Consider the following 21,255-nt stretch of genomic DNA (forward strand, 5'->3'; position numbering starts at 1 on the left):
CCGGTCGCCCGCCATGGTCCCGAGGCCTGCCACTGCTCGGCCGGTGCTGCTCCTCGCGGCGCACGGCAGCCGGGACGTGCGCTTCTCGGCCACCGCCCGCCGGGTCGCCGCCGTCACCGCGCAGTCGCTGCCCGGCGTTCGCGTGGAGCTGGCCTATCTCGACCTGAACGAGCCGCTGCTGGAGGATTCGCTGGCGCAACTGCGCGGCGAGGTGGTCGTGGTGCCATTGCTGTTCGGCGACGGCTTCCACAGCAAGATCGATCTGCCGGCCATCCTGGCGCGCGCGCACCGGCGCAATCGCGCGCTGCGCGCCGTCGCAGCCCCGGTCATCGGGCGGCACTCCCCCGTCCCGGCGCTGGTCGACCGGCTCACCGAGGCCGGGATGCGTCCCGGCGACGGCGTGCTGATGTACGCGGTCGGCTCCTCCGATGCGGGCTCGGATGCGTCGATCCGCGCTCGGGGCCGCGAGCTGTCGAGTGTGCTCGGCGTCCCCGTGGAAACGGTCTTCGCGACCCGTCTGGGGCATGACGGCGCGGCCGTCGCCGACGCGGTCTCCCGGCTCCGCCGGCAGGGCGCCTCGCGGATCGCCGCCTCACCGCTGTTCCTGTCCGCCGGGTTGCTCACCGAACGGGTGGAACGCCGGCTCGATCAGATCGCCCCGGGTTCCCTCGTGGCCGGGCCCGTCGCCGACCACCCGGCGGTCATCGGGGCCGTCGTGCGTCTGTACCTTTCGGCCGCACCCGCCGGTCTGCCGCACCCGGCCGTCGCTCCCGCCTGAGTCGGGAAGCGCCTCACACCAGATCCGGACGGGGTCTCGGGTCGATCTCCGGATCGTCCGGCATCGGGTGATCCGGTGGCGGCACCGGTGTCGGGGGGCGGGGGTTTCGGCGGCGCGGGGGTGGGCCGCTCCGGCGGCGCCATCGGCTCCGGACCGGGTCGGGTCGACGTGTCGAACATCTGACTCTCCTCACTCGACGTCGCAGGCTGCACCGGCGCCATACCGGGCACACGTGCGTCGTCGTCTCCGGGTACCCGGATCCGCCGTCGATGAACCTCCCGCACGGTGTTTGATTCGACGGCCGCGCGGGTAGTCGTGAGGCGGAGAGGCACACGGCCTTTCACGAGAAGACGGCCGGGCCCACGCGGTTCGGCTGCACATGCACGAGGAGGACGACGATGTCGCTGACCCAGGACACTCCCGATCCGATCGACTTCACCGTGCCCGGTGTCGCCAGCCGCGATGCGACCGCGGTGATCACCGTGCTTCAGGACCGGCTCAACGCCCTCAACGATCTCGCGCTCACGCTCAAACACGTCCACTGGAACGTGGTGGGCCCCCAGTTCATCGCGGTGCACACGATGATCGATCCTCAGGTCGAGGCGGTTCGCGGCATGGCCGATGAGACCGCGGAGCGGATCGCCGCTCTCGGCGGCATTCCCCTCGGCACTCCGGGAGCGATCGTCGGCCAACGGACCTGGGACGACTACGACCTGAACCGGGCGGACGCGATCGCTCACCTGGGCGCACTCGACGTGGTCTTCGCCGGCATCCTGGACAGCTACCGGCGTGCCGTGACGAGCACCGGCGACCTCGACCCCGTCACCGAGGACATGCTGATCGGCCATACGCGTTCCCTCGAGCAGTTCCACTGGTTCGTCCGGGCGCATCTGGAGACGCCGGGCGGTCGACTGCGGACGAGTGGGGCGTACACCGAGTACGAGGGGGCCCGCCATGCCCAGGGATGACCACGCCGCCGTCTTCGGGCGGGTCGCCTTCCTGGTGGCCCCGGAGGGCGCCGAGGAGTCCGAATTGGTCCAGCCGTGGCGAGCGGTGGTCGAAGCCGGCGCCACACCGACTCTGGTCTCCACTGCTCCCGGCCGGGTACAGGCCTTTCGTCACCTCGACCGGGCCGGCTCGTTCCCCGTGGATGCCGTCGTCGACCACCTCGACGCCTCGGATTTCGACGCGCTCGTCCTCCCGGGCGGCGTGGCCAATCCCGACCATCTGCGCACCCAACCGGCCGCTGTGGCCTTCGCCGGCTCGTTCTTCGATCGAGGCCTCCCGGTGGCGGTGATCTGTCACGCCCCGTGGACGCTCATCGACGCCAACGCCGTGCGCGGACGCACCCTCACGTCGTATCCGAGCCTGCGCACCGACCTGGTGAACGCCGGCGCGCAGTGGGTGGACGAGAAGGTGGTGGTGTGCACGAGCGGCCCGAACACTTTGATCTCGAGCCGCCGCCCCGATGACCTCCCGGACTTCTGCGCGGCCCTGATCGATGCCCTCCAGCACACGGTTGCCGCACCGTCCTGACCGGACACGCGACAGACCCAGCAGTCGGCCGCAGTCCCAGCGCTCGCGAGGGCTGGGTCTGCGGCCGGGCGCTGGGTGTGCGTCGCCAGCGAGGCGGCTCAGCCCTGGATGCGGGTGCGGGTGTCGCCCCAGGCCTCGTCGCGCAGCTCGTTCTTGCGGATCTTGCCGGTGGAGGTCTTGGGGAGTTCGGCGACGAATTCCACCTCGCGCGGCGCCTTGTACGAGGCGATCTTGCTCTTCACGTGCGCGATCACATCCGCTTCGGTGGCGCTCTGACCGTCGGCCAGCACCGCGTAGGCCTTGGGCCGCTCGCCCCACTTGTCGTCGGGCACGCCGATCACGGCGACGTCGATCACCGCCGGGTGACTGACGACGGCCTGCTCCACCTCGATCGTGGAGATGTTCTCGCCGCCGGAGATCACGACGTCCTTGGCGCGGTCGAGCAGTTGGACGTAGCCGTCGGGGTGCATCACCCCGAGGTCCCCCGAATGGAACCACCCGCCCGCGAAGGCCTCAGCGGTGCGGTCGGGGTCGTCGAGGTAGCCCTTCATCACCACGTTGCCGCGCATCACGATCTCGCCCATCTCGACGCCGTCGGCGGCGACGTCGACCAGCTCGTCCCCGTCGCCGTCGGTCCGGACCACGCGCAGACGATCAGCGGTCAGCATGCCGACGCCCTGGCGCGCCATGCGCACCGACAGCTCCTCGCCCGACAGCTCCGACCAGCTCGGGTCGGGCTCGCACACGGCGTACGGACCGTAGGTCTCGGTGAGCCCGTAGACGTGGATGATGTCGATCCCCAGGTGGCGGATCGCCTTGATGATGGTCGGGCTCGGCGGAGCGCCGGCCGTGGTGATCGCCATCGGCGTCACCATCGGGTGCGCCTCGGGCGCGGTGGCGAGAGTGGTGAGCACGGTGGGTGCACCGCTCATCCGGTTGACGGCCTCGGTGTCGATCAGCCGCCACATGTCGTCGCCTCGGACCGCACGGAGACAGACGTGGGTGCCCGCGGCCGCGGTCAGCGACCACGGGCCGCACCAGCCGTTGCAGTGGAACATCGGGAGGCTCCACAGGTACCGGGTGTCGATCGAGAAGCCCTGGGTCACCAAGTTGCCCAGTGACGCCAGGTACGCACCGCGGTGCGTGTACATGACGCCCTTGGGCCGGCCGGTGGTCCCGGACGTGTAGTTGACCGTGATGACGGTGTCCTCGTCGTCGACCTCCCAGGCGACGTGCTCCGTCGGGTCCCCGCGGCCGATCAGCTCGTCGTAGCGCACCCCGGCGCCCGTGTAGTCGCCCTGCTGGCCGGGTGCCTCGACGATCTCGCGGACCGTGGCGAAGGCGACGTCGCTCAGGCCGGCCAGCAGCGGGCCGTCGCCGACCAGCAGGACCGCCTGCGAGTGGTCGCAGATGTAGCGGATCTCCTCCGGTGCGAGGCGGGTGTTGATCGCCACCAGCACACCGCCGGCCAGCGGCACCGCGAAGTGCGCCACCAGCAGTTCCAGTGAGTTGCCGGCCAGGTAGGCCACCTTGTCGCCCGCCGTGACGCCCGAGACCCGCAGGGCGCTCGCCAGCGTCGTCGCCTGCTCGGCGAGTTCGGCGTAGCCGAGCCGGCGGTCACCATCGATCACCGCGAGCTTGTCCGGGTGGACGTCGGCCGCGCGTTCCAGGAAGCGCAGCGGCGTGAGTGGGGTGTCGAGTCCGGAGCGGGCGGTGAGAGTCATCGGGATCCTTGTGGTGTCAGTGCGATGCGGTGCTCCCACTCACACTAGTTGTGGCACTGCGTGCCACGCCACTGCCAGAGCGTCCGTGTGCGACGAGCGGTCCCCCTGCGGCGACGGACGGCGACGACCCGCGCCGTGCCGAACCCGGCGCCGGTGTTACTCCGCCGCGAGCTGCGGGACGGCCGTCGCGCGGGCGTACACGGTCTGCCCGGCCGCCAGCACCAGCGCGTTCTGATCCCCGCGGGTGATCTGGGCGATGAAGTCCTCGCCGGTGTTGGCCGCGGTGAGCTCCACGCGGGTCTCGAAGCCGAGGTTCACCACGCGCTTGACCGTCGCCCGGACCACACCGGTGTCCAGCTCGGTACCGGCCGGCGGGAAGGTCATCTCCGGGGTCCGGCCGATGCGGATGTCGTGCGGGCGCACCAACTGCCCGTTCAGCCGCGACACCGAGCCCAGGAACGACGCGACGAACACGTTCTCGGGTCGGTCGTACAGGTCGTCCGGGGTGCCGACCTGCTCGATGCGGCCCTTGTTGAGCACCGCGATCCGGTCGCTGACGTCCAGCGCCTCCTGCTGGTCGTGAGTCACCAGCACGGTGGTCACATGGACCTCCTCGTGCAGCTGGCGGAGCCAGCGGCGCAGATCGTCGCGCACCTTGGCGTCGAGGGCGCCGAACGGCTCGTCGAGCAGCAGCACCTGCGGGTCCACCGCGAGGGCGCGGGCCAGTGCCATGCGCTGGCGCTGACCGCCCGACAGCTGCGACGGATACCGCTTCTGGAACACCTCCAGACCCACGATCTCCAGCAGCTCGTCGACCTTCTTGTTCACCTCGGCCTTGGACCGCTTGCGGATCTTGAGGCCGAAGGCGATGTTCTCGCGCACCGTCATGTGCTTGAACGCGGCATAGTGCTGAAAGACGAAGCCGATGTCGCGGTGCTGCGGCGAGGTGCGCGAGACGTCGCGGCCGTTGATCACCACCGTCCCCGAATCGAGTGAGTCCAGGCCGGCGATAGCACGCAGCAGCGTCGACTTTCCGGAGCCGGACGGCCCCAGCAGCGAGGTCAGCGACCCCTCCGGGATGTCGATGGAGACGTCGTCGAGCGCGGCGAAGTCGCCGTAGTGCTTGTTGGCTCCGATGACTGAGATGGACACGTCTACTTCTCCTCGGCTGCCGCGGTCGGCTCGCTGCCGGCGGGTTCGAATACGGATTCTTCGGGCTCGGATTCTTCGGGACGGGGGGCTCCCACCCGCTCGCTCGCCGGCATCAGGGGCTCGGGCGCCATGATGGTCGCGGCGTCGGCGACGCGGCCCCGGGCACGGCGCTCGATGAGCGTCATCGCCACCAGGACGGCGATGGCGACCAGCATCAACAGGGTCGCCGCCGCGTAGGCGCCGTACTCGTTGTAGTCGTCGGTGTAACGCGAGTGCACCAGCAGGGTCAGGGTCTGCGAGACGCCGGGCATGTTCGACGACACCATGGTCACCGCTCCATACTCGCCCAGCGACCGCGCCACCGTCAGCACGATGCCGTAGGTGAGGCCCCACCGGATCGCCGGGAGCGTGATCCGCCAGAAGGCCTGCATCCCGCTGGCACCGAGGGTGGTCGCGGCCTCCTCCTGTTCGGTGCCGATCTCGTGCAGCACCGGCTCCACTTCGCGCACCACGAAGGGCAGCGTGACGAAGATGGTGGCCAGCACCATGCCGGGGACACCGAAGATCACCCGGAAGCCGAGCGATTCGATGCCGCCGAACCAGCCGTGGCTGCCCCACAGGGCGATCAGGGCGACACCGGCGACCACCGGCGACACCGCGAACGGCAGGTCGACCACCGCCTGCATCAGGCCGCGGCCGCGGAACCGGCCGCGGGCCAGGGCGAGTGCCGTGATCACACCGAAGACGACGTTCAGGGGCACCACGATCGCCACGATGATCAACGACAGTTGCAGAGCGGAGATCGCAGCCGGGGTGGTGATCCACTCCCAGAACTGTCCCAGCCCGGGCTCGAAGGCGCGCCAGAAGATCAGCGCCACCGGAACGATCAGCAGGATGAACAGGTAGACCAGGGCGACGACGCGCAGGGCGTACCTGGTGGGTCGGGTGACGATCATGCCGCGGCCTCCTGACGACGACGCTGGAATTGGCCGACGACCCGCAGCACCAGCAGCACCACGAAGGCGATCAGCAGCAGCATCACCGAGACCGCCGAGGCGTTCACCGGCTCGTCCACCTCGATCTGCTGCTGGATGTACTGCGAAGCCACCTGGGTCTTGCCCGGGATGTTGCCGCCGATCAGCACCACCGAGCCGAACTCGCCGAGGGCTCGGGTGAAGGCCAGTCCGGCGCCGGTGAGGATCGCCGGGGTCAGCGCGGGCAGCACGATCCGGGTGAAGATCACCCAGTTACGGGCGCCGAGCACCGCGGCCGCCTCTTCGACGTCTCGATCGAGTTCCATCAGCACCGGCTGCACCTGGCGCACCACGAACGGCAGCGTGACGAACGTCAGCGCCATGATCACTCCGGGTTCGGTGGCCGCCAGGTGGACGTCGATCGGGCTGTTGGGCCCGTACAGCGACAGCAGCACCAGGGAGGCGACGATGGTCGGCAGCGCGAACGGCAGGTCGATGATGGCGTTGACGAAGCCCTTGCCCCAGAAGTCGTCGCGGACCAGGACCCACGCGATGACGGTGCCGAAGACGACGTTGATCAGCGCCACCACCACCGACATGATCGCGGTGATGCGCAGGGTGTCGACGGCGCCGGGCGCGCTGATGGCGTTCCAGAACCCCGACAGGCCGTCGTCGAAGGCACTCGAGGTGATCGCCGCCAGCGGGAGCAGCACGATCACCGTGAGCCAGAGCCCGGCGATGCCCAGGGTCAGCGGATTGTCGGCCCGCCAGCGGCGGGTGGCCGTCGGTGCGGCCTGCTCGACGACGGTCACTGGCCCGCCTCCTCGTTGTAGATCTCGGTGATGGCGCCGGAGCTGCCGAACAGTTCGGAGTCGATCACCTTCCAGCCGCCCAGATCGTCGACGGTCCACAGCTTGTCGATCCGGCCGGGGAACTCGCCGACGGTCTCTGCGGTCACCGCCGGGTCGACCGGGCGGAAGCCGGCCTGCGCCCACAGTCGCTGCGCCGGCGGGGTGAAGAGGTAGTCGACGAAGGTGCGCGCGGCGGCCTTGTCGTCACTGGTGTTCACCACCGCGACCGGGTTCTCGATCTTGAAGGTCTGCGGCGGGATCACGTAGTCGACGCGCTGTTCGGTCTTGGCGGCGTCGTTGTGCCGCTTGAGCATGATCGCCTCGTTCTCGTAGCTGATCAGCACGTCGCCCTGCCCCTGCTCGAAAGCTGTCGTGGCCTCCCGGCCGGACTTGGGCAGAACCCGCACGTGGTCGCGAACCAGCTGCCGGACGTAGTCCAGGCCGGCCTCGGGATCGTTTCCGCCGTCGCTCGCGGCGGAGTACGGCGCCAGCAGATTCCACTTGGCCGATCCGGAGCTGCCCGGGTTGGGGGTGATCACCGAGATGCCGGGCTGCAGCAGGTCCGACCAGTCGTGGATGTTCTTCGGATTGCCCTCGCGGACCACGAACGCGACCACCGAGCCGAACGGCACCGAGTCGTTGGGCGCCTGTTCCTCCCAGTCCTCGTCCACCACACCGGCCTTGACCAGCCGGGTGATGTCGGGGGCGACGGAGAAGTTCACCACATCGGTCGGCAGGCCGCGGGCCACTTTGCGTGACTGGTCGCCGGAGGCGCCGTACGACTGCGAGAAGCCGATTCCGTTCCCCTCGGGGGTGTCCCGGAAGGCGGGGATGATCAGGTCGAAGCCCGGCTTCGGGACGGCGTAGGCGACCAGGTTCAGCCGGCGGTCGCCGGAGGAGATGTCGACTCCTCCCGGCTCGTCGGTTGAGCCGCCGCCGCATGCGGTCACCAGCATCAGTACGGCCAGGACGGCAACGGTCGACGCTCGCCGGAGGGCTCGGTGGTAGCGGTTCGATTGCACGGGAGAAAGCTAGCAATCACCGCACCCGCCCTCAATGGCCGTGATCGCCGTCGGCCGCTGTGGTTTCCCGGGCCCCGGGGCATGTGATAGCTAGGTGATCATCCAGGCGATGAGCACCAGGATCAGGAGCGCGGCCAATGCCCAGGTCACCTTGGAACGGAACATCACTACACCCCTACTCCGTGATCGTCTCCGACGTCACGACGGTCGAACAGCGAAAACACCCACACCACCAGGAAGTTCACCACCCAGGCGATTCCGGTGGCCAGCGGAACGAGCACCACCAGGGTCACCAGCAACTGCGGCACGAAGGGCAGGCCGGTCAGCCACTCCTCCACCGAGTCCCACCACGCCAGAAGTCCGCTCACCGCCACCTCCCGGTTCCGTACTCACTTAATCTCACGCTGACTTAAACAAGGCTACTCGGCCGCTGTCAGCAGCCCGCGGCGGCGCAGCAACGGCTCGATCCGCGCCGGGGCGCCCAGCAGCTCGGCGTGGGCGGCCACCGGGTCGACGCTGTCCCCGCGCGAGAGCACCGCGGCGGCGAAGGCGCGGCCCAGCCCGGGCTGCAGTCCTCCACCGGCCAGGAACCACTGCTCGGTCTCGGCGTCCAGGATCTCCGACCAGATGTAGCTGTAGTAGGCCGACGAATAGCCGCCGCCGAAGACGTGGTTGAAGTAGGTGCTGCGGTAGCGCGGCGGGATCAGTTCTTCGGCCAGCCCCGCGTCGGCGAGCGCCCGGGCCTCGAAGGCCAGGACGTCGTCGCCGATCCGGTCGGCACGGACCCGATGCCAGGCCAGGTCGAGGGCCGCAGCGGCCAGGTACTCGACCGTCGCGTGTGCCGACTCCACTTCGCCGGCCGCCCGGACTGCATCCAGCACTTCGGCGGGGACCGGGTCGCCGGTGCGCCAGTGCCGCGCATACCGGGGCGCGACGTCGGGGTGCAGCGCCCACATCTCGTTCACCTGGGACGGGAACTCGACGAAGTCGCGCGGCACCGACGTGCCGGACTGCGAGACGAACTCCACCGCCGACAGCAACCCGTGCACGGCGTGCCCGAACTCGTGGAAGGCGGTCGTCAGCTGATCCAGCGACAGCAGGCACGGTTCGCCGGGCTCGGGCTTGGTCAGGTTGAGCACGTTGACCACGATCGGCCTGGTTCCGAGCTGGGTGGACTGGTCGACGATGGTGTTCATCCAGGCGCCGCCGCGCTTGGACGGGCGCGCATAGAAGTCGCCGGCGAACAGCCCGATCCCGGTGCCGTCGGCGTCGGCGACCTCCCAGATCCGCACGTCCGGGTGATAGCCGTGCAGGTCCGGCCGTTCGGTGAACGACAGTCCGTAGAGCTCGCCGGCCGCGGCGAAGACCCCGTCACGCAGGACGGCGTCGAGCTCGCAGTACTGCTCGAACTCGTCGATCCCGGGCTGCGGGCCGGTATCGCGGCTGCGCTGTTCGGCGGCCAGGGCGAAGGTCACGTCGGCCGGGCCGAGCGGCGCCCCGTACACCTGCGTCAGACGCGCCAGCTCTGCGTGCGCGGCGGCGGTGGCCGCGGCCCCGAGCTCACGCAGCAGGGCGGCCACCGCTTCGGGATCCGGTGCGGTCTCCTCGGCGATCACGTACCCGGCGTGGTCGGCGTAGCCAAGCAGTTCGGCCCGCTCGGCCCGCAGCCGAACGATCTCCAGAATGATTGCGCGGGTGTCGAATTCGTTGCCGCGGGCGCAGCGCTGGATGGAGGCGTCGAAGACGCGGCGGCGTACCTGCGGGTCGGTCAGTTTGGCCACCGACGATTGACTGGTCGGCAGTTCCAGGGTGATCAGATATCCCGGCAGGTCCCGGTCCTGCGCGGCCCGGCGCGCCGCGGCGACCTCGGCGTCGGACAGCCCGTCCAGGTCCGTCGCGGAGAGCACGTGCACCGCCGAGTCGTTGGTGTCGTCGAGGAGGTACTGGCAGAATTCGGTGGTCAGGGTCGCCAGCCGCGCCGAGATCCGGCGCATCGTGGCCTGCCCCTCGTCGTCGAGTCCGGCGCCGGCACGCACCGCGTCCCGGTACTTGCGTTCGGTCAGCCGCCGCTGCGGCTCGGTGAGCCCGGCCTCGTCCCGACGTGAGTACACCTCCGCGATCCGCGCGAACAGGCGCGGATTCATGGCGATCGCGTTCTGGTGCTCGGTGAGGCGCACTGCGAGCTCCTGCGCGATCTGCGAGCGACGCAGGTTGGCGTCGGCGCCTTCCAGATTGAAGAAGATGCCGTTGGCGCGCGCGAGCAGCCGGCCCGAGGCCTCCAGCGCGGCGATCGTGTTCTCGAAGGTGGGCGCCGCGGTGTCGCCGGCGATCGCGTCGATCTCCGCCAGGTGCGCGGGCAGCGCGATGTCGTAGGCGGGCAGGAAGTCGTCGTCCCCGATGGCGGCGAAGTCCGGCAGGTCGTACGGAAGTCCGGAATCGGCCAGCACGGGATTCAGTTCGGCATCAGCACCCATGGCGTCCACTCTGCCACGGCTCGCCCCTGGCGGCGCCGCGGGCCGAGCCGGGCCGTCGGCTACCGCCGATGCTCCCGGATCAGGTCGGCGAGTACGGCCAGCCCCCGATCGGCGTCGCCCGCATCGGCATGGCTGAAGTTGAGCCTCATGGTGCCCAGCACGGGCGCATTCGGATAGAAGGCCTCACCGGGCATGAAGGCCACGCCGCACGCAATCGCCTCGTCGAGCAGCGTCCGGGTGTCGATCTCGCGTTTCAGGCGCAACCAGAAGAACAGGCCGCCGCTGGGTTCGTCCCAGTCGGCGAGGTCGCTGAAATGCCGGTGCAACTGCCGGCCGAAGCAATCGCGGCGCGTGCGGTAGAAGGCGGCCAGTGCAGACAGCCGCGCCGGCCAGTCCGGCGCGGTGACGGCGTCGTGGACGATCCGCTGCGACAGGCGCGAGCTGTGCAGGTCGACAGCCTGTTTGAGCATCAGCAGCGGAGCGAACAGATCGTCCGAGGCCGCCAGGAAACCGATCCGCAGACCCGGTGCGAAGGTCTTGGAGAAGGAGCCCTGGTAGATCCACGATCCCCCGCTCATGCGGGCCACGATCGGCCGGCGGTCGACCGTCTCGTAGGCGAGTTCCCGGTAGGGATCGTCCTCGAAGAGGATCGTTCCGGACGCGAGACACGTGCGGGCGAGGGCATCCCGCTCGGCCGCGCTCGCGCACCGGCCGGTCGGATTGCCGAAAGTCGGCACGACGTAGGCGAGCGCGGCCGCGGCCGCGGCGGTGCCGACGTCGACGAATCGCGCCCCGTAGAAGCGAAAGACCTGCAGCGCCGCGAGGTAGGTGGGGAACTCGACGGCCGTCCGAGTCCCCGCATCGATCACGAGCTTGGCCACCAGGTCGATGCCCTGCTGACTCCCGCTGAGGATCATCACCCGGTCAGGCGGCGCATCCACGCCCATCCCGCGCAGCCGGTCGGCGACCACGGCCCGCAGGTCCGGGTCTCCTTCGCTCGGCCCGTACTGCATGACGTCCTGTGTCAGGGACCCGGACCACTCCGGCAGCATCTGGGTGGCCGGAAGGCCTCCGGCGAAGGACACCATGCCCGGCCGGTCGATCACGCCCAGGACGGCACGGATCGGAGACGGCTGAAGCCCGTCGATACGCTGGGAGAACATGCGACACTCCAACATAGGTCAATGCAGTTGACCCACAGTGTGCATTCTCCCGAAAGGTAGGTCAAGGTGGTTGACCAAGATCGCCTGATCGCGCTCCGGCAGGCCGTCGAAGATCTGTATTTCGCGTACCGCACCTTCACCGATCTTCCCGATCAGCTGCTCGGCGAGCTCGGCCTCGGACGAACACACCACCGCATCCTCTACTTCGTCCAACGCGATCCCGGATTGTCCGTCGGCGAACTGCTCGCCGTCCTGAACGTCAGCAAACAGGCGATCCACCGGCCGATCAAAGACCTGGAGGAACGCGGACTGCTCTCGATCACCGCCGACGCCGACGACCGGCGCCTTCGACGACTGTCGGCGACGCCGGAAGGCGCCGACCTGGAAGCGCGGTTGACGTCGGTGCAGATGCGCTTGCTCGATCATGCCTTCGAAGGGATCGACACCTCCGCCGTGGAGGACTGGCACCGGATCATGCAGCGCCTCGCGCAACCGCCAGCGCAGTAGCCGCCGGCGGCCGGCGGTCTACTTGCCCTTCGGCTTGTCGCCGGCCTCGGTGCTCAGGGCGGCTACGAAGGCCTCCTGCGGGACCTCGACGCGACCGATGGTCTTCATCCGCTTCTTGCCTTCCTTCTGCTTCTCGAGCAGCTTGCGCTTACGGCTGATGTCGCCGCCGTAGCACTTGGCGAGCACGTCCTTGCGGATCGCCCGGATGTTCTCGCGCGCAATCACTTTCGAGCCGATCGCCGCCTGCACGGGCACCTCGAACTGCTGGCGCGGGATCAGCTCCTTGAGCTTGAGTGACATCTTGTTGCCGTAGGCGTAGGCGGCGTCCTTGTGCACGATGGCGCTGAACGCGTCGACGGCTTCGCCCTGCAGCAGGATGTCGACCTTCACCAGCGCGGCCTCCTGCTCGCCGGCCTCCTCGTAGTCGAGGCTGGCGTAGCCGCGGGTACGCGACTTGAGGGCGTCGAAGAAGTCGAAGATGATCTCGGCCATCGGCAGCGTGTAGCGCAGTTCCACGCGGGTCTCCGACAGGTAGTCCATGCCGCCGAGCTCCCCGCGCCGGGACTGGCACAGTTCCATGATCGCGCCGATGAACTCGCTCGGCGCGATGATCGTGGTCTTGACGATCGGCTCGAAGATGCTCCGCGTCTTGCCCTCCGGCCAGTCCGACGGGTTGGTCACGATGCGCTCGGAGCCGTCGTCCATCACCACGCGGTAGACCACGTTCGGCGCCGTGGAGATCAGGTCGAGCCCGAACTCGCGTTCCAGGCGCTCCCGCGTGATCTCCATGTGCAGCAACCCGAGGAAGCCGCAGCGGAAGCCGAAGCCGAGGGCCACCGAGGTCTCCGGCTCATACGTCAGCGCCGCGTCGTTCAGCTGCAGCTTCTCCAGCGCCTCGCGCAGCACCGGGTAGTCCGAACCGTCCAGCGGGTACAGCCCCGAATAGACCATCGGCCGCGGCTCCCGATAGCCGGTGAGCGGCTCGGGGGCGCCGTTGCGGGCGGTGGTGACGGTGTCGCCGACCTTCGACTGGCGCACGTCTTTCACCCCGGTGATGAGGTAGCCGACCTCGCCGACGCCCAGGCCGCGGCTGGCCTTGGGCTCCGGCGAGACGATGCCCACCTCGAGGAGTTCGTGGGTGCTGCCGGTCGACATCATCTGGACCTTCTCGCGCGGGAGGATCCGGCCGTCCACCACGCGGACGTAGGTCACCACACCGCGGTAGGTGTCGTACACCGAGTCGAAGATCATCGCGCGCGGCGGTGCATCCGCGTCGCCGACCGGCGCCGGGATCTGCCGGATCGCCTCGTCGAGCAGCGCCGGGACGCCTTCACCGGTCTTGCCGGACACCCGCAGCACGTCCCCGGGCTCGCAGCCGACGATGTGCGCGATCTCCGCCGCGTAGCGATCGGGGTCGGCGGCCGGCAGATCGATCTTGTTGAGCACCGGGATGATCGTGAGGTCGTTCTCCATCGCCAGGTACAGATTCGCCAGGGTCTGCGCCTCGATGCCCTGGGCGGCGTCGACCAGCAGGATCGCCCCCTCGCAGGCCTCCAGCGCGCGGGAGACCTCGTAGGTGAAGTCGACGTGGCCGGGGGTGTCGATCAGGTGGATCACGTACTCGGTCTTGCTGCCGTCGTCCTCGGTGACGGTCCACGGCAGCCGCACGTTCTGCGCCTTGATGGTGATGCCGCGCTCGCGCTCGATGTCCATCCGGTCGAGGTACTGGGCGCGCATGTCCCGTTCGGCGACGACGCCGGTCAACTGCAGCATCCGGTCGGCCAGCGTGGACTTGCCGTGGTCGATGTGCGCGATGATGCAGAAGTTGCGGATGCGCTCCGGCGCGGTGAACGTCTGGTCGGCGAAGGTGGAAATCTCTACTGCTCCTTGCACACGGAGCCGGGGTTCCGGCCACAGGTCAACCTCCAGTTTCTCACGAGTGGGCCCGCGGTTACGACTCGCCGGTGCCCGCAGCGGTCACCGACCGCCGAATCGGCGACGCCCGGGCCCCGAATCGGCCGCGCGCGGACGCAGAATCCGTCCTTGCACGCAGGCCCCGCCGGGCCGGGTGCGGACGTTACGGTGGATCCCGATGAGTGCAGCGGCGGAATCAGACATCGGAGTCGATCGCGACGGCGTCGTCGCCGAAGTGAGCCGGCCCGGCGGATCCTCGCGCGCCTTGGTGATCCTGGCGCACGGGGCGGGCAGCGACCGGAACTCGGTACTGCTGCGCACACTGTCCGAAGCCCTGGTGGCGCGCGGGATCACCGTGGCCCGCATCGACCTCCCCTACCGGCAGCAACGGCCCAAAGGGCCGCCGTCGCCGTCGAAGGCGCCCGCCGACCGGGAGGGCATCCGTGCGGCGGTCGCCGTTCTGCGCCCGCTGGCGCCGGAGGGCCCGCTGATCATCGGCGGACAGTCGTACGGCGGCCGCCAGGCGTCGATGGCGGTGGCCGAGGATCCCGACCTGGCCGACGGTCTGCTGCTCACCTCGTATCCGCTGCACCCGCCCGGAAAGCCCGACCGGTTGCGCACCGAGCACCTCCCGGACATCGGTGTCCCGACCCTGATCGTGCACGGCCGCAGCGACTCCTTCGCCACCTCCGACGAACTCTCGGCCGCGGCCGCACTCGTCGCCGGACGGGTGGAGATCGTCGAAGTGGACAAGGCCGACCACGGCCTCAAACCCGAACGCAGCGGCGTCGGCGAGCTCACCGCCGCCGCCGTCGACGAGTTCTTCCTGGAGGGCGCGTCGTGACCGCGCAGCACCGGCGGCGGAGCGGTCCCGAATCGCGCCCGAGCCGCGACCTCGCACGCCGGATCGCCTACGCACCCGACCTGGACGGGTCGGCCGATCCCGGCGAGATCGTCTGGACGTGGGTGCCGTTCGAGGAGGATCCCGAGCAGGGCAAGGACCGTCCGGTCCTGGTGGTCGGCCATCTCGACGGACAGTTGCTCGGCCTGATGCTGTCGTCGCAGGACTATCACCGCGATGAGGACGGCTGGATGTCGATCGGGGCGGGTGCCTGGGACCGCAATCACCGCGAGAGCTTCGTGCGGCTCGACCGCGTACTGGTGGTGGACGAGCACGGGATCCGGCGCGAGGGCTCGATCTGCTCGCCGACGAGTTTCGAGACGGTCGCCGACGTGCTCCGCAGCCGCTACGGCTGGCACTGACCTCCGAGACCACTTCCCGCCGACCTCCGCCGAGGGGTTGTCCCCCGAACGGATGAGCTGTTCCGCGCGTCGTTCCGCAGCTGAGAATTTCCTGAGTATGCTCCTCGCTTGTGAAAATGCACCGATTCGTCGCGTCCCTCGGGATCGCCGCCACCATCGCCACCGCCGGAACCATGATTCCGGCGGCGACGCCGACCGCCGAGGCGGCCGGCACCTACTGGGGAGCGATCTCGTACAACTACAACGGACGCACGGCCTACGCGGTCAACTACCGGACGCAGAACGGCGCGGTCCGCGCCGCCAAGTCACGCTGCGGTTCCCGCTGCGGCTACATCACCTTCCGCAACTCCTGCGGCGCCGCCGCCTACAAGTTCACCGGCAACCGCACCCGCGTCGGTACCGCACGCGGCTACCCGACCCGGGCCGCCGCCCAGCGCGCCGCCAAGAGGCAGGCCGGCGCCGGGTCGCACATCCGCGCCTGGGCCTGCACGTCCGGCCGTTGATCCGGTCTCGCTGATCCCGTCTCGCTGACCGGCCGCCGATTCTCGCGGCCGGTCAGCCCTGCAGCCGATCCCGCAGGCCGACGGCCCGGCGCTTGGCCCGCCGTGCCACGTCGCGGGCACGGGTGGTGAGCGCCGGCCGCTCCTGCGGGTTCGGCATCGTCTTGATCCAGTAGGCCAGTGCGTCCAGTCCGGCTTCCATCGCCTCGTCGCCCGTGGGCGGCGGCGCCTCGGAGACGTCGACGCTCGGGTCCACCCGCAGGTCGTCGAGGGTCCCGGTGACCGAGTAGCCGCCTTCGGCGATCGCCGCGATCATCGGCGCGGACTGCTGCGCCGCCCAGACCCGCTGATCGGCGGTCAGGCCGAGCGGTTTGCCGCTGCCGGTGTTGCGCAGCGCGTCACCGATGAAGCGACGTTTGACGATCCATTCGTAGCGCCACCAGTCGACGTCCTTCGGCTGCAACCGGCTGTTGAGCCGCCGCAGGAACTCGGTCTGCGCCGCCGACAGCGAGGAGTTGTCCCGCCGGCCCACGTTCGGGAGCGCGGCCGGGTCCACGTCGAGCACGGCCAGGAAGCGCTCCCACAGGCAGTCGCCGTCGGTGGCGGTCCCCGACGCGGGCACGGTGACGATGTGGATGCGTTCGGGAGGCAGCACCTTCGACCAGCGCTCCACGATGGCCGGATAGTCCTGGTACTCCCAGAACGGCTCCTCGGCGAAACCGTCGGTCAGGGGGTCGGCGTGCGGGTAGCGGGCCACCGAGGCCAGGAAGTCGTCGAACGAGGCGGGGCGCTGGTTCTTGACGTTCTCCTGCCACACCGACGGCAACTGGCGGGCCAGGTCGCGCACGGTCAGGACCACGTGGACCTCGTCGGCGAACGACAGGTCGTCCAGCAGCCGGGCGATGTGCCGGTCCTTGGCATTGGCGTACAGCTCGTGGGAGATCACCGACTTCCCCGGCCACGCCTTCATCTGCGCGACCATCCTCGGCCACGCCCCGGCCCGGTCGGGAGTCGCCCAGGCCAGATACCGCTCCGGCTGCAGGTGGGCGGCGGCGTGGAAGTGGTCCTCCATCGTCACACCGGGGTACAGCAGGTCGGCGCGGTCGAGCGCGGCGTCCCGGTTGACCCAGAGCCGATCCTGCAGATGGGTGGTCCCGGTCTTGGGCAATCCGACGTGGACGTAGACTGTCGACATAGTGCCGATCAGCATAAGACGTTCGGGCCAGTCTCGAACGCCGACCCGCTGGTGCCGGGAGGCCGGGGCGATTTGGGTCGGGCGCGCGTCCGCTGGTAATCTTGAACGCTGTTGCGGAAACGCTGGTCGGACCCCGATCGCGGACCGCACTTCAGACGCAGAAACAACGGTCGCCGGAGGGCGACTGACACAACTATGCAAGGGATTACGCGTGGCAAACATCAAGTCGCAGATCAAGCGGAACAAGACCAACGAGGCACGCCGTCAGCGCAACCAGTCGGTGCGTAGCGCGCTGCGCACGGCGATCCGCCACTTCCGCGAGACCGTGGCCACGGGCGACAAGGACAAGGCCGTCGAGGCACTCGCGAGCACCAGCCGCGACCTGGACAAGGCCGCCAGCAAGGGCGTCATCCACAAGAACCAGGCCGCCAACAAGAAGTCGGCGATGGCTGCCGCGGTCAACAAGCTCTGACCTGCGCGGTTCGCCGCACCCCCGGGACGTTCTCCAGTCCCGCAAGTTTTGCCGTTCACCCCGGCGATCTCCACGCGATCGCCGGGGTGAACGTCGTCTCTGCGCACCTTCCGCGCGTTGTGACCATCGCTTGGTCACAACGCGCGGAAGGTCGGTTCGTAACCTCGTTCAGCGGCCCCGTCGGGGACGCAGCTGAGCCACCGTCGAAACGGCGTGCTCGAGCGCGTAGTCGGGATCGGCCGCCTGGCCCTTGACGGCGCCGTTCAGTTCGGCGACCACCAGCACCGCCCGGCCGATCGACGCCGCATCCCAGGCCCGCGCCTGCCCCTGCACTTTGCCGACCCGGCCGGGCGGCATGCCCAGCTCGGAGGCGATGGAGTACTTGTCGCCCGGGCCGAAGGCCCGCACCCGCGCGATCGCGTGCACCTTCTCGGCCAGGGCATCGGCCAAAAGCACGCGCGGCGTGCCGTGGTGCTGTGCCCACGCCAGAGCTTCGAGCGCGCCGCCCAGATCGCCGGTGACCGCCTTGTCGGCCACCTCGAAGCCGGTCACCTCGGGACGGCCCACGTAGTAGGTGCGGACTGCGGTCTCGTCCACCTTGCCGCCGGTGTCGGACACCAGCTGGTGACACGCCGCCGACAGCTCCCGCAGGTCGGCGCCGACCAGTTCGGTCACCAGCTCCACCACGTCGGGGCTCACCCGCACCCCCAGGTTGCGGAACTCCTTGCGGACGAAGTCGACGCGGTCGGAGTCCCATTTGGGGGTCGCGCACTCGACCTCGGCGGCCCCGGCCTTGCGGAGTTCACCGACCATGGCCTTCTGTCGTCCGCCGCCGGTGTGGATCACGATCAAGGTGATGCCCTCGGGCAGCGCCCGGGCGGTCGCGGTGATCAGTCCCGCCGGCTCCTTGCCCGCGTCCGCGGCCGATTCCACGACGACGACGCGCTCTTCGGCGAACAGTGACGGGCTCAGCAGTTCGGCCATTTCGGGCCCGCTGACCTCGCCGGCGCGCACCCGGGTGACCGGGACGTCCTCGCCGGACTCGCGCGACCGGTCGGCGGCGACCTGCTTGATGACCCGTCCGGTCAGGAAGTCGTCGTCGCCGAGCAGCAGAAACAGCCGATCACTCACAGCGACCATCGTGCCACGCTCCCCCGACGACGGCGGTGGCGCGGTCGATCACGACAGCGGCCGGCCGCGACGGGCCCGCCACGCCGCCCAGCCGAAGGCGCCGATCAGGCTCAGCACCACCGCGGCCTGCCAGCCGGGCACCTCCGGCGCCGACCACCGGCGCCCGCCCAGCCCGTCCGCGCACGTGAGCAGCCACCACATCTCCGGCGCGGTGGCCCGCAGCAGCCATTCGGCGGTGAGCGCCCCGGGACCGGCGGCCGGGCCGATCGCCCCGAGCACCGCCGCCGCCGTCCCCAGCAGCGCCACCACCCCGATCACCGGCGCCACCAGAACGTTCGCCGGCAACGACACCAGGCTGAGCCGATCGGAGATCGCGATCACCAGCGGCGTGGTGAGGATCTGCGCGGCCATCGTCATCGCCAGCAGCACGGCCAACACCTCCGGCACACCGTGCCGCACCAGCCACTGCCGGACCGGCGCCGCCCACAGCACCAGTCCGAGGGTCGCCAGGACCGACAGTGCGAACCCGGGCGCGAGCGCCATCTGCGGCCAGAACAGCAGCACGACGATCACCGCGGCCCCCAGCGCCGGCAGCGCCTGCGCACGCCGGGCCGCAAGCGCCCCCATCAGCCCCACTCCGCCCATCACCGCGGCGCGCAACACGCTGTCGGTGGGCCGCACCAGGATCACGAAACCCGCCATCGCCAACAGCCCCACCGCCACGGTCACCCGGGTCGACGCTCCCGCCATCCGGACGCCCAACACCACCGCCCCGCACACGATGGAGAAGTTCGCTCCGCTGACCGCGACGAGGTGAGTCAGTCCGGCGGCCCGAAAGTTCTCCCGCAGCCCGGTGTCGAGGCCCCCGGTGTCGCCGAGCACCAGGCCGGGCAGCAGCCCGGCGGCGCGCGGCGGCAGCGCCCGGGCGGCGGTCACCCGCAGCCGCTCCCGCACCGCCCCGGCGCCGCGCTGCCACAGCGGCGCCTGCCCGATCACGGTCGGCGGTTCGACGGCGGTGAGCCGGGCGGCCACCAGGCGGTCAGCGGCACGCGCCGGCCTCGCCCGGACGCGGGCCCGGACCGCGAGCCGCTGACCGGGAACGGTGTCGGGCAGCTGCGACGTCCGGGTCATCAGGGCCGCGTCCACCGCCGGTACACGGCGATCATCGATCTCGAGCACCCGCACGGGCAGCCGGACGTTGTCCTGGCCGGTGAACACCAGCGGATCGCCGGTCACCTGCAGCACCAGCGCCGGGGTGCCGGCCAGGCCGCGAGCCGGTGCCGACTCGACGGTCGCGATCCGGATCGCACACACGGTCCCGGCCGCCGCGGCGATCCCGCACAGTCCCAGCACCGTCGCCGCCAGCGCCGCGCGGCGCCGCCGCAGGAGCAGCCAGCCCGCCGCCGCCACCGTCGCCCAGGCGGCGGCGAGCACCACGGTCAGCGGCAGCGGCGCCCACAGCGCAACCGCGGTGGTCGCCCAGCACGCCAGCGCCGGTCCGGCCAGGCGCAGGTCCCCGGTCACGGCAGTCGGTCATCCGCCCACGGTCGCCGCATCGCGCAGCTTGGCCAGCCGGGCGGGGCCGATGCCGTCGACTTCGGCGAGCTGATCCACCGACGAGAAGCCGCCGTGCTGCTCGCGCCAGGAGATGATCGCCTGCGCCGTCACCGGGCCCACACCGGGCAGCGTGTCGAGTTCGGCGGCGGTCGCGGTGTTGAGGTTCACGGCGCCACCGGCCGTCCCCGGCGCGGAGCCGCCGGCGCCCCCGCTCGGCGGGGCCGGACCTGCGCCGGACGAGACCACCGCGCTGCGCACCGCCCCGGCGCCGCCGGCGCGCGTGCCCACCAGTACCTGGTCGCCGTCGTGCAGGATCTGCGCCAGGTTCAGGCTCAGGACGTCGGCGTTCTCGCGGGTGCCGCCGGCGCGTTCGAGCGCCTGCGCGACCCGTGCGCTGGGCGGCAGCCGGACCAGGCCCGGTTTGTGCACCAGTCCCGCCACGCTCACCACGATCTCGCTGACCGCGGACGACGGCGCCGGGGTCTCCGCGGCCGGCGAGATGGGGCCCGCGGATATCGGGATGTCGACCAGCGGCGCGGCCGGTTCGGTGTTGCGCAGCAGGGTGAATCCGGCGATCACGCAGGCGATCACCCCGACCCCGATCAGGCCGATCGCGGCGGGCGGCAGCATGGTGAGCCGCCGGCGCGGGGGCTCACCCCAGTCCTCGTCCCAGTCCTCGTCCCCGTCTCCGTCCCCGGTCTCGTCGTCTTCGTCGGAGGGGGCGTCGTAGAAGTCGTCGTCGTCAGCGTCCGCGGGCTCGCCGTCGAGCACCTCGTCCCAGTGGCCGTCGTCCTCCCCGTCGCGGCGGCCCCGGCCGGCCGTCTCCCGGCCGGCCCAGGCACGACGGCCGGCGGTGGTGTCGAGCCACGCGGGCATCGCGGTGTCACCCCAGTCATCGGCCCGCCGTCCGGCCGGGGAGTCGTCGCGGTCGTGGGTGGTCCTCGGTGGGTGCAGCCGGTCGAGCCCGCTGCGCGCGCTGGTGGATGATCGCCTGGCCATGGGCTGACGCTAAGTGCGCCGCCGGCCCGGCGTCGACGGCCTG

Annotated in this window: 21 protein-coding genes; 8 read left to right on the forward strand and 13 right to left on the reverse strand. The window is 70.3% G+C overall.

Features of this window, described 5'->3' with window-relative positions; translation table 11 throughout:
• The first annotated feature begins 43 nt into the window (after positions 1–43).
• From ABD732_RS07390 to ABD732_RS07400, 3 genes are all read left to right on the forward strand, one after another.
• Positions 44–778, forward strand: a complete 735-nt coding sequence (locus ABD732_RS07390) for a sirohydrochlorin chelatase (protein ID WP_344782166.1) — start codon at positions 44–46, stop codon at positions 776–778.
• A gap of 398 nt (positions 779–1,176) precedes the next feature.
• Positions 1,177–1,746, forward strand: a complete 570-nt coding sequence (locus ABD732_RS07395) for a Dps family protein (RefSeq protein ID WP_344782168.1) — start codon at positions 1,177–1,179, stop codon at positions 1,744–1,746.
• The gene (locus tag ABD732_RS07400; RefSeq protein ID WP_344782170.1) at positions 1,733–2,314 is read left to right on the forward strand and encodes a type 1 glutamine amidotransferase domain-containing protein; all 582 of its coding nucleotides are present in this window, start codon (positions 1,733–1,735) and stop codon (positions 2,312–2,314) included. Before ABD732_RS07395 ends, ABD732_RS07400 begins: the two co-directional genes overlap by 14 nt.
• Positions 2,315–2,412: 98 nt before the next feature.
• Here the strand turns inward: ABD732_RS07400 and ABD732_RS07405 are convergent, their stop codons facing one another.
• The 8 genes from ABD732_RS07405 to ABD732_RS07440 form a co-directional block, all read right to left on the reverse strand.
• On the reverse strand, positions 2,413–4,038 hold the full coding sequence (locus ABD732_RS07405) for an AMP-binding protein (protein ID WP_344782172.1): 1,626 nt from the start codon (positions 4,036–4,038) through the stop codon (positions 2,413–2,415).
• Between the two features lie 156 nt (positions 4,039–4,194).
• Entirely contained in the window at positions 4,195–5,190 is a 996-nt protein-coding gene (locus tag ABD732_RS07410; RefSeq protein ID WP_344782174.1) for a sulfate/molybdate ABC transporter ATP-binding protein, read from the reverse strand.
• Positions 5,191–5,192: 2 nt separating this feature from the next.
• Positions 5,193–6,146, reverse strand: coding sequence for a sulfate ABC transporter permease subunit CysW (cysW, locus tag ABD732_RS07415; RefSeq protein ID WP_344782176.1), 954 nt, complete (start codon positions 6,144–6,146; stop codon positions 5,193–5,195).
• Positions 6,143–6,976 carry a sulfate ABC transporter permease subunit CysT gene (cysT, locus tag ABD732_RS07420; protein ID WP_344782178.1) on the reverse strand — a complete coding sequence of 278 codons (834 nt, stop codon included), beginning with the start codon at positions 6,974–6,976 and terminating at the stop codon, positions 6,143–6,145. The genes cysW and cysT overlap by 4 nt, the downstream gene beginning before the upstream one ends.
• Positions 6,973–7,971, reverse strand: coding sequence for a sulfate ABC transporter substrate-binding protein (locus tag ABD732_RS07425; RefSeq protein WP_344782771.1), 999 nt, complete (start codon positions 7,969–7,971; stop codon positions 6,973–6,975). Before ABD732_RS07425 ends, cysT begins: the two co-directional genes overlap by 4 nt.
• Positions 7,972–8,204: 233 nt before the next feature.
• Positions 8,205–8,405 carry a hypothetical protein gene (locus ABD732_RS07430; protein ID WP_344782180.1) on the reverse strand — a complete coding sequence of 67 codons (201 nt, stop codon included), beginning with the start codon at positions 8,403–8,405 and terminating at the stop codon, positions 8,205–8,207.
• 51 nt (positions 8,406–8,456) lie between these two features.
• Entirely contained in the window at positions 8,457–10,511 is a 2,055-nt protein-coding gene (locus tag ABD732_RS07435; RefSeq protein ID WP_344782182.1) for a M3 family metallopeptidase, read from the reverse strand.
• 59 nt (positions 10,512–10,570) lie between these two features.
• Positions 10,571–11,674 (reverse strand): aminotransferase-like domain-containing protein, encoded by a 1,104-nt coding sequence (locus tag ABD732_RS07440; RefSeq protein ID WP_344782184.1) that lies wholly within the window; start codon positions 11,672–11,674, stop codon positions 10,571–10,573.
• A gap of 66 nt (positions 11,675–11,740) precedes the next feature.
• Between ABD732_RS07440 and ABD732_RS07445 the strand changes: the two genes are divergently transcribed.
• Positions 11,741–12,181 carry a MarR family winged helix-turn-helix transcriptional regulator gene (locus tag ABD732_RS07445; RefSeq protein WP_344782186.1) on the forward strand — a complete coding sequence of 147 codons (441 nt, stop codon included), beginning with the start codon at positions 11,741–11,743 and terminating at the stop codon, positions 12,179–12,181.
• A gap of 18 nt (positions 12,182–12,199) precedes the next feature.
• Here ABD732_RS07445 and lepA read toward each other — a convergent pair whose 3' ends face one another.
• Positions 12,200–14,074: a translation elongation factor 4 gene (gene lepA, locus ABD732_RS07450; protein WP_344782188.1), complete on the reverse strand. Its 1,875-nt coding sequence runs from the start codon at positions 14,072–14,074 to the stop codon at positions 12,200–12,202.
• A gap of 199 nt (positions 14,075–14,273) precedes the next feature.
• On the opposite strand from lepA, the gene ABD732_RS07455 reads away from it, so the two are divergent.
• The 3 genes from ABD732_RS07455 (at position 14,274) to ABD732_RS07465 (ending at position 15,861) form a co-directional block, all read left to right on the forward strand.
• Positions 14,274–14,939 carry an alpha/beta hydrolase family protein gene (locus ABD732_RS07455; RefSeq protein WP_344782190.1) on the forward strand — a complete coding sequence of 222 codons (666 nt, stop codon included), beginning with the start codon at positions 14,274–14,276 and terminating at the stop codon, positions 14,937–14,939.
• On the forward strand, positions 14,936–15,358 hold the full coding sequence (locus tag ABD732_RS07460; RefSeq protein ID WP_344782192.1) for a type II toxin-antitoxin system PemK/MazF family toxin: 423 nt from the start codon (positions 14,936–14,938) through the stop codon (positions 15,356–15,358). Before ABD732_RS07455 ends, ABD732_RS07460 begins: the two co-directional genes overlap by 4 nt.
• Positions 15,359–15,474: 116 nt before the next feature.
• Positions 15,475–15,861: a DUF4189 domain-containing protein gene (locus ABD732_RS07465; RefSeq protein WP_344782774.1), complete on the forward strand. Its 387-nt coding sequence runs from the start codon at positions 15,475–15,477 to the stop codon at positions 15,859–15,861.
• Between the two features lie 52 nt (positions 15,862–15,913).
• Here ABD732_RS07465 and ABD732_RS07470 read toward each other — a convergent pair whose 3' ends face one another.
• A complete protein-coding gene (locus ABD732_RS07470; RefSeq protein ID WP_344782194.1) occupies positions 15,914–17,053 on the reverse strand; it encodes a sulfotransferase family protein in 1,140 nt (379 codons plus the stop codon).
• A 211-nt stretch (positions 17,054–17,264) separates the two neighbouring features.
• On the opposite strand from ABD732_RS07470, the gene rpsT reads away from it, so the two are divergent.
• Entirely contained in the window at positions 17,265–17,525 is a 261-nt protein-coding gene (gene rpsT, locus ABD732_RS07475) for a 30S ribosomal protein S20 (protein ID WP_344782196.1), read from the forward strand.
• Between the two features lie 168 nt (positions 17,526–17,693).
• Here rpsT and holA read toward each other — a convergent pair whose 3' ends face one another.
• From holA to ABD732_RS07490, 3 genes are read right to left on the reverse strand one after another with little or no spacing between them, the layout of a single operon-like run.
• Positions 17,694–18,656: a DNA polymerase III subunit delta gene (gene holA, locus ABD732_RS07480; RefSeq protein WP_344782198.1), complete on the reverse strand. Its 963-nt coding sequence runs from the start codon at positions 18,654–18,656 to the stop codon at positions 17,694–17,696.
• Between the two features lie 48 nt (positions 18,657–18,704).
• The gene (locus ABD732_RS07485) at positions 18,705–20,180 is read right to left on the reverse strand and encodes a ComEC/Rec2 family competence protein (protein ID WP_344782200.1); all 1,476 of its coding nucleotides are present in this window, start codon (positions 20,178–20,180) and stop codon (positions 18,705–18,707) included.
• Positions 20,181–20,189: 9 nt separating this feature from the next.
• Positions 20,190–21,212 carry a helix-hairpin-helix domain-containing protein gene (locus ABD732_RS07490; RefSeq protein WP_344782202.1) on the reverse strand — a complete coding sequence of 341 codons (1,023 nt, stop codon included), beginning with the start codon at positions 21,210–21,212 and terminating at the stop codon, positions 20,190–20,192.
• Positions 21,213–21,255 lie beyond the last annotated feature (43 nt).

The sequence above is a fragment of the Gordonia caeni genome (assembly GCF_039537105.1).
GTDB classification, from domain to species: domain Bacteria; phylum Actinomycetota; class Actinomycetes; order Mycobacteriales; family Mycobacteriaceae; genus Gordonia; species Gordonia caeni.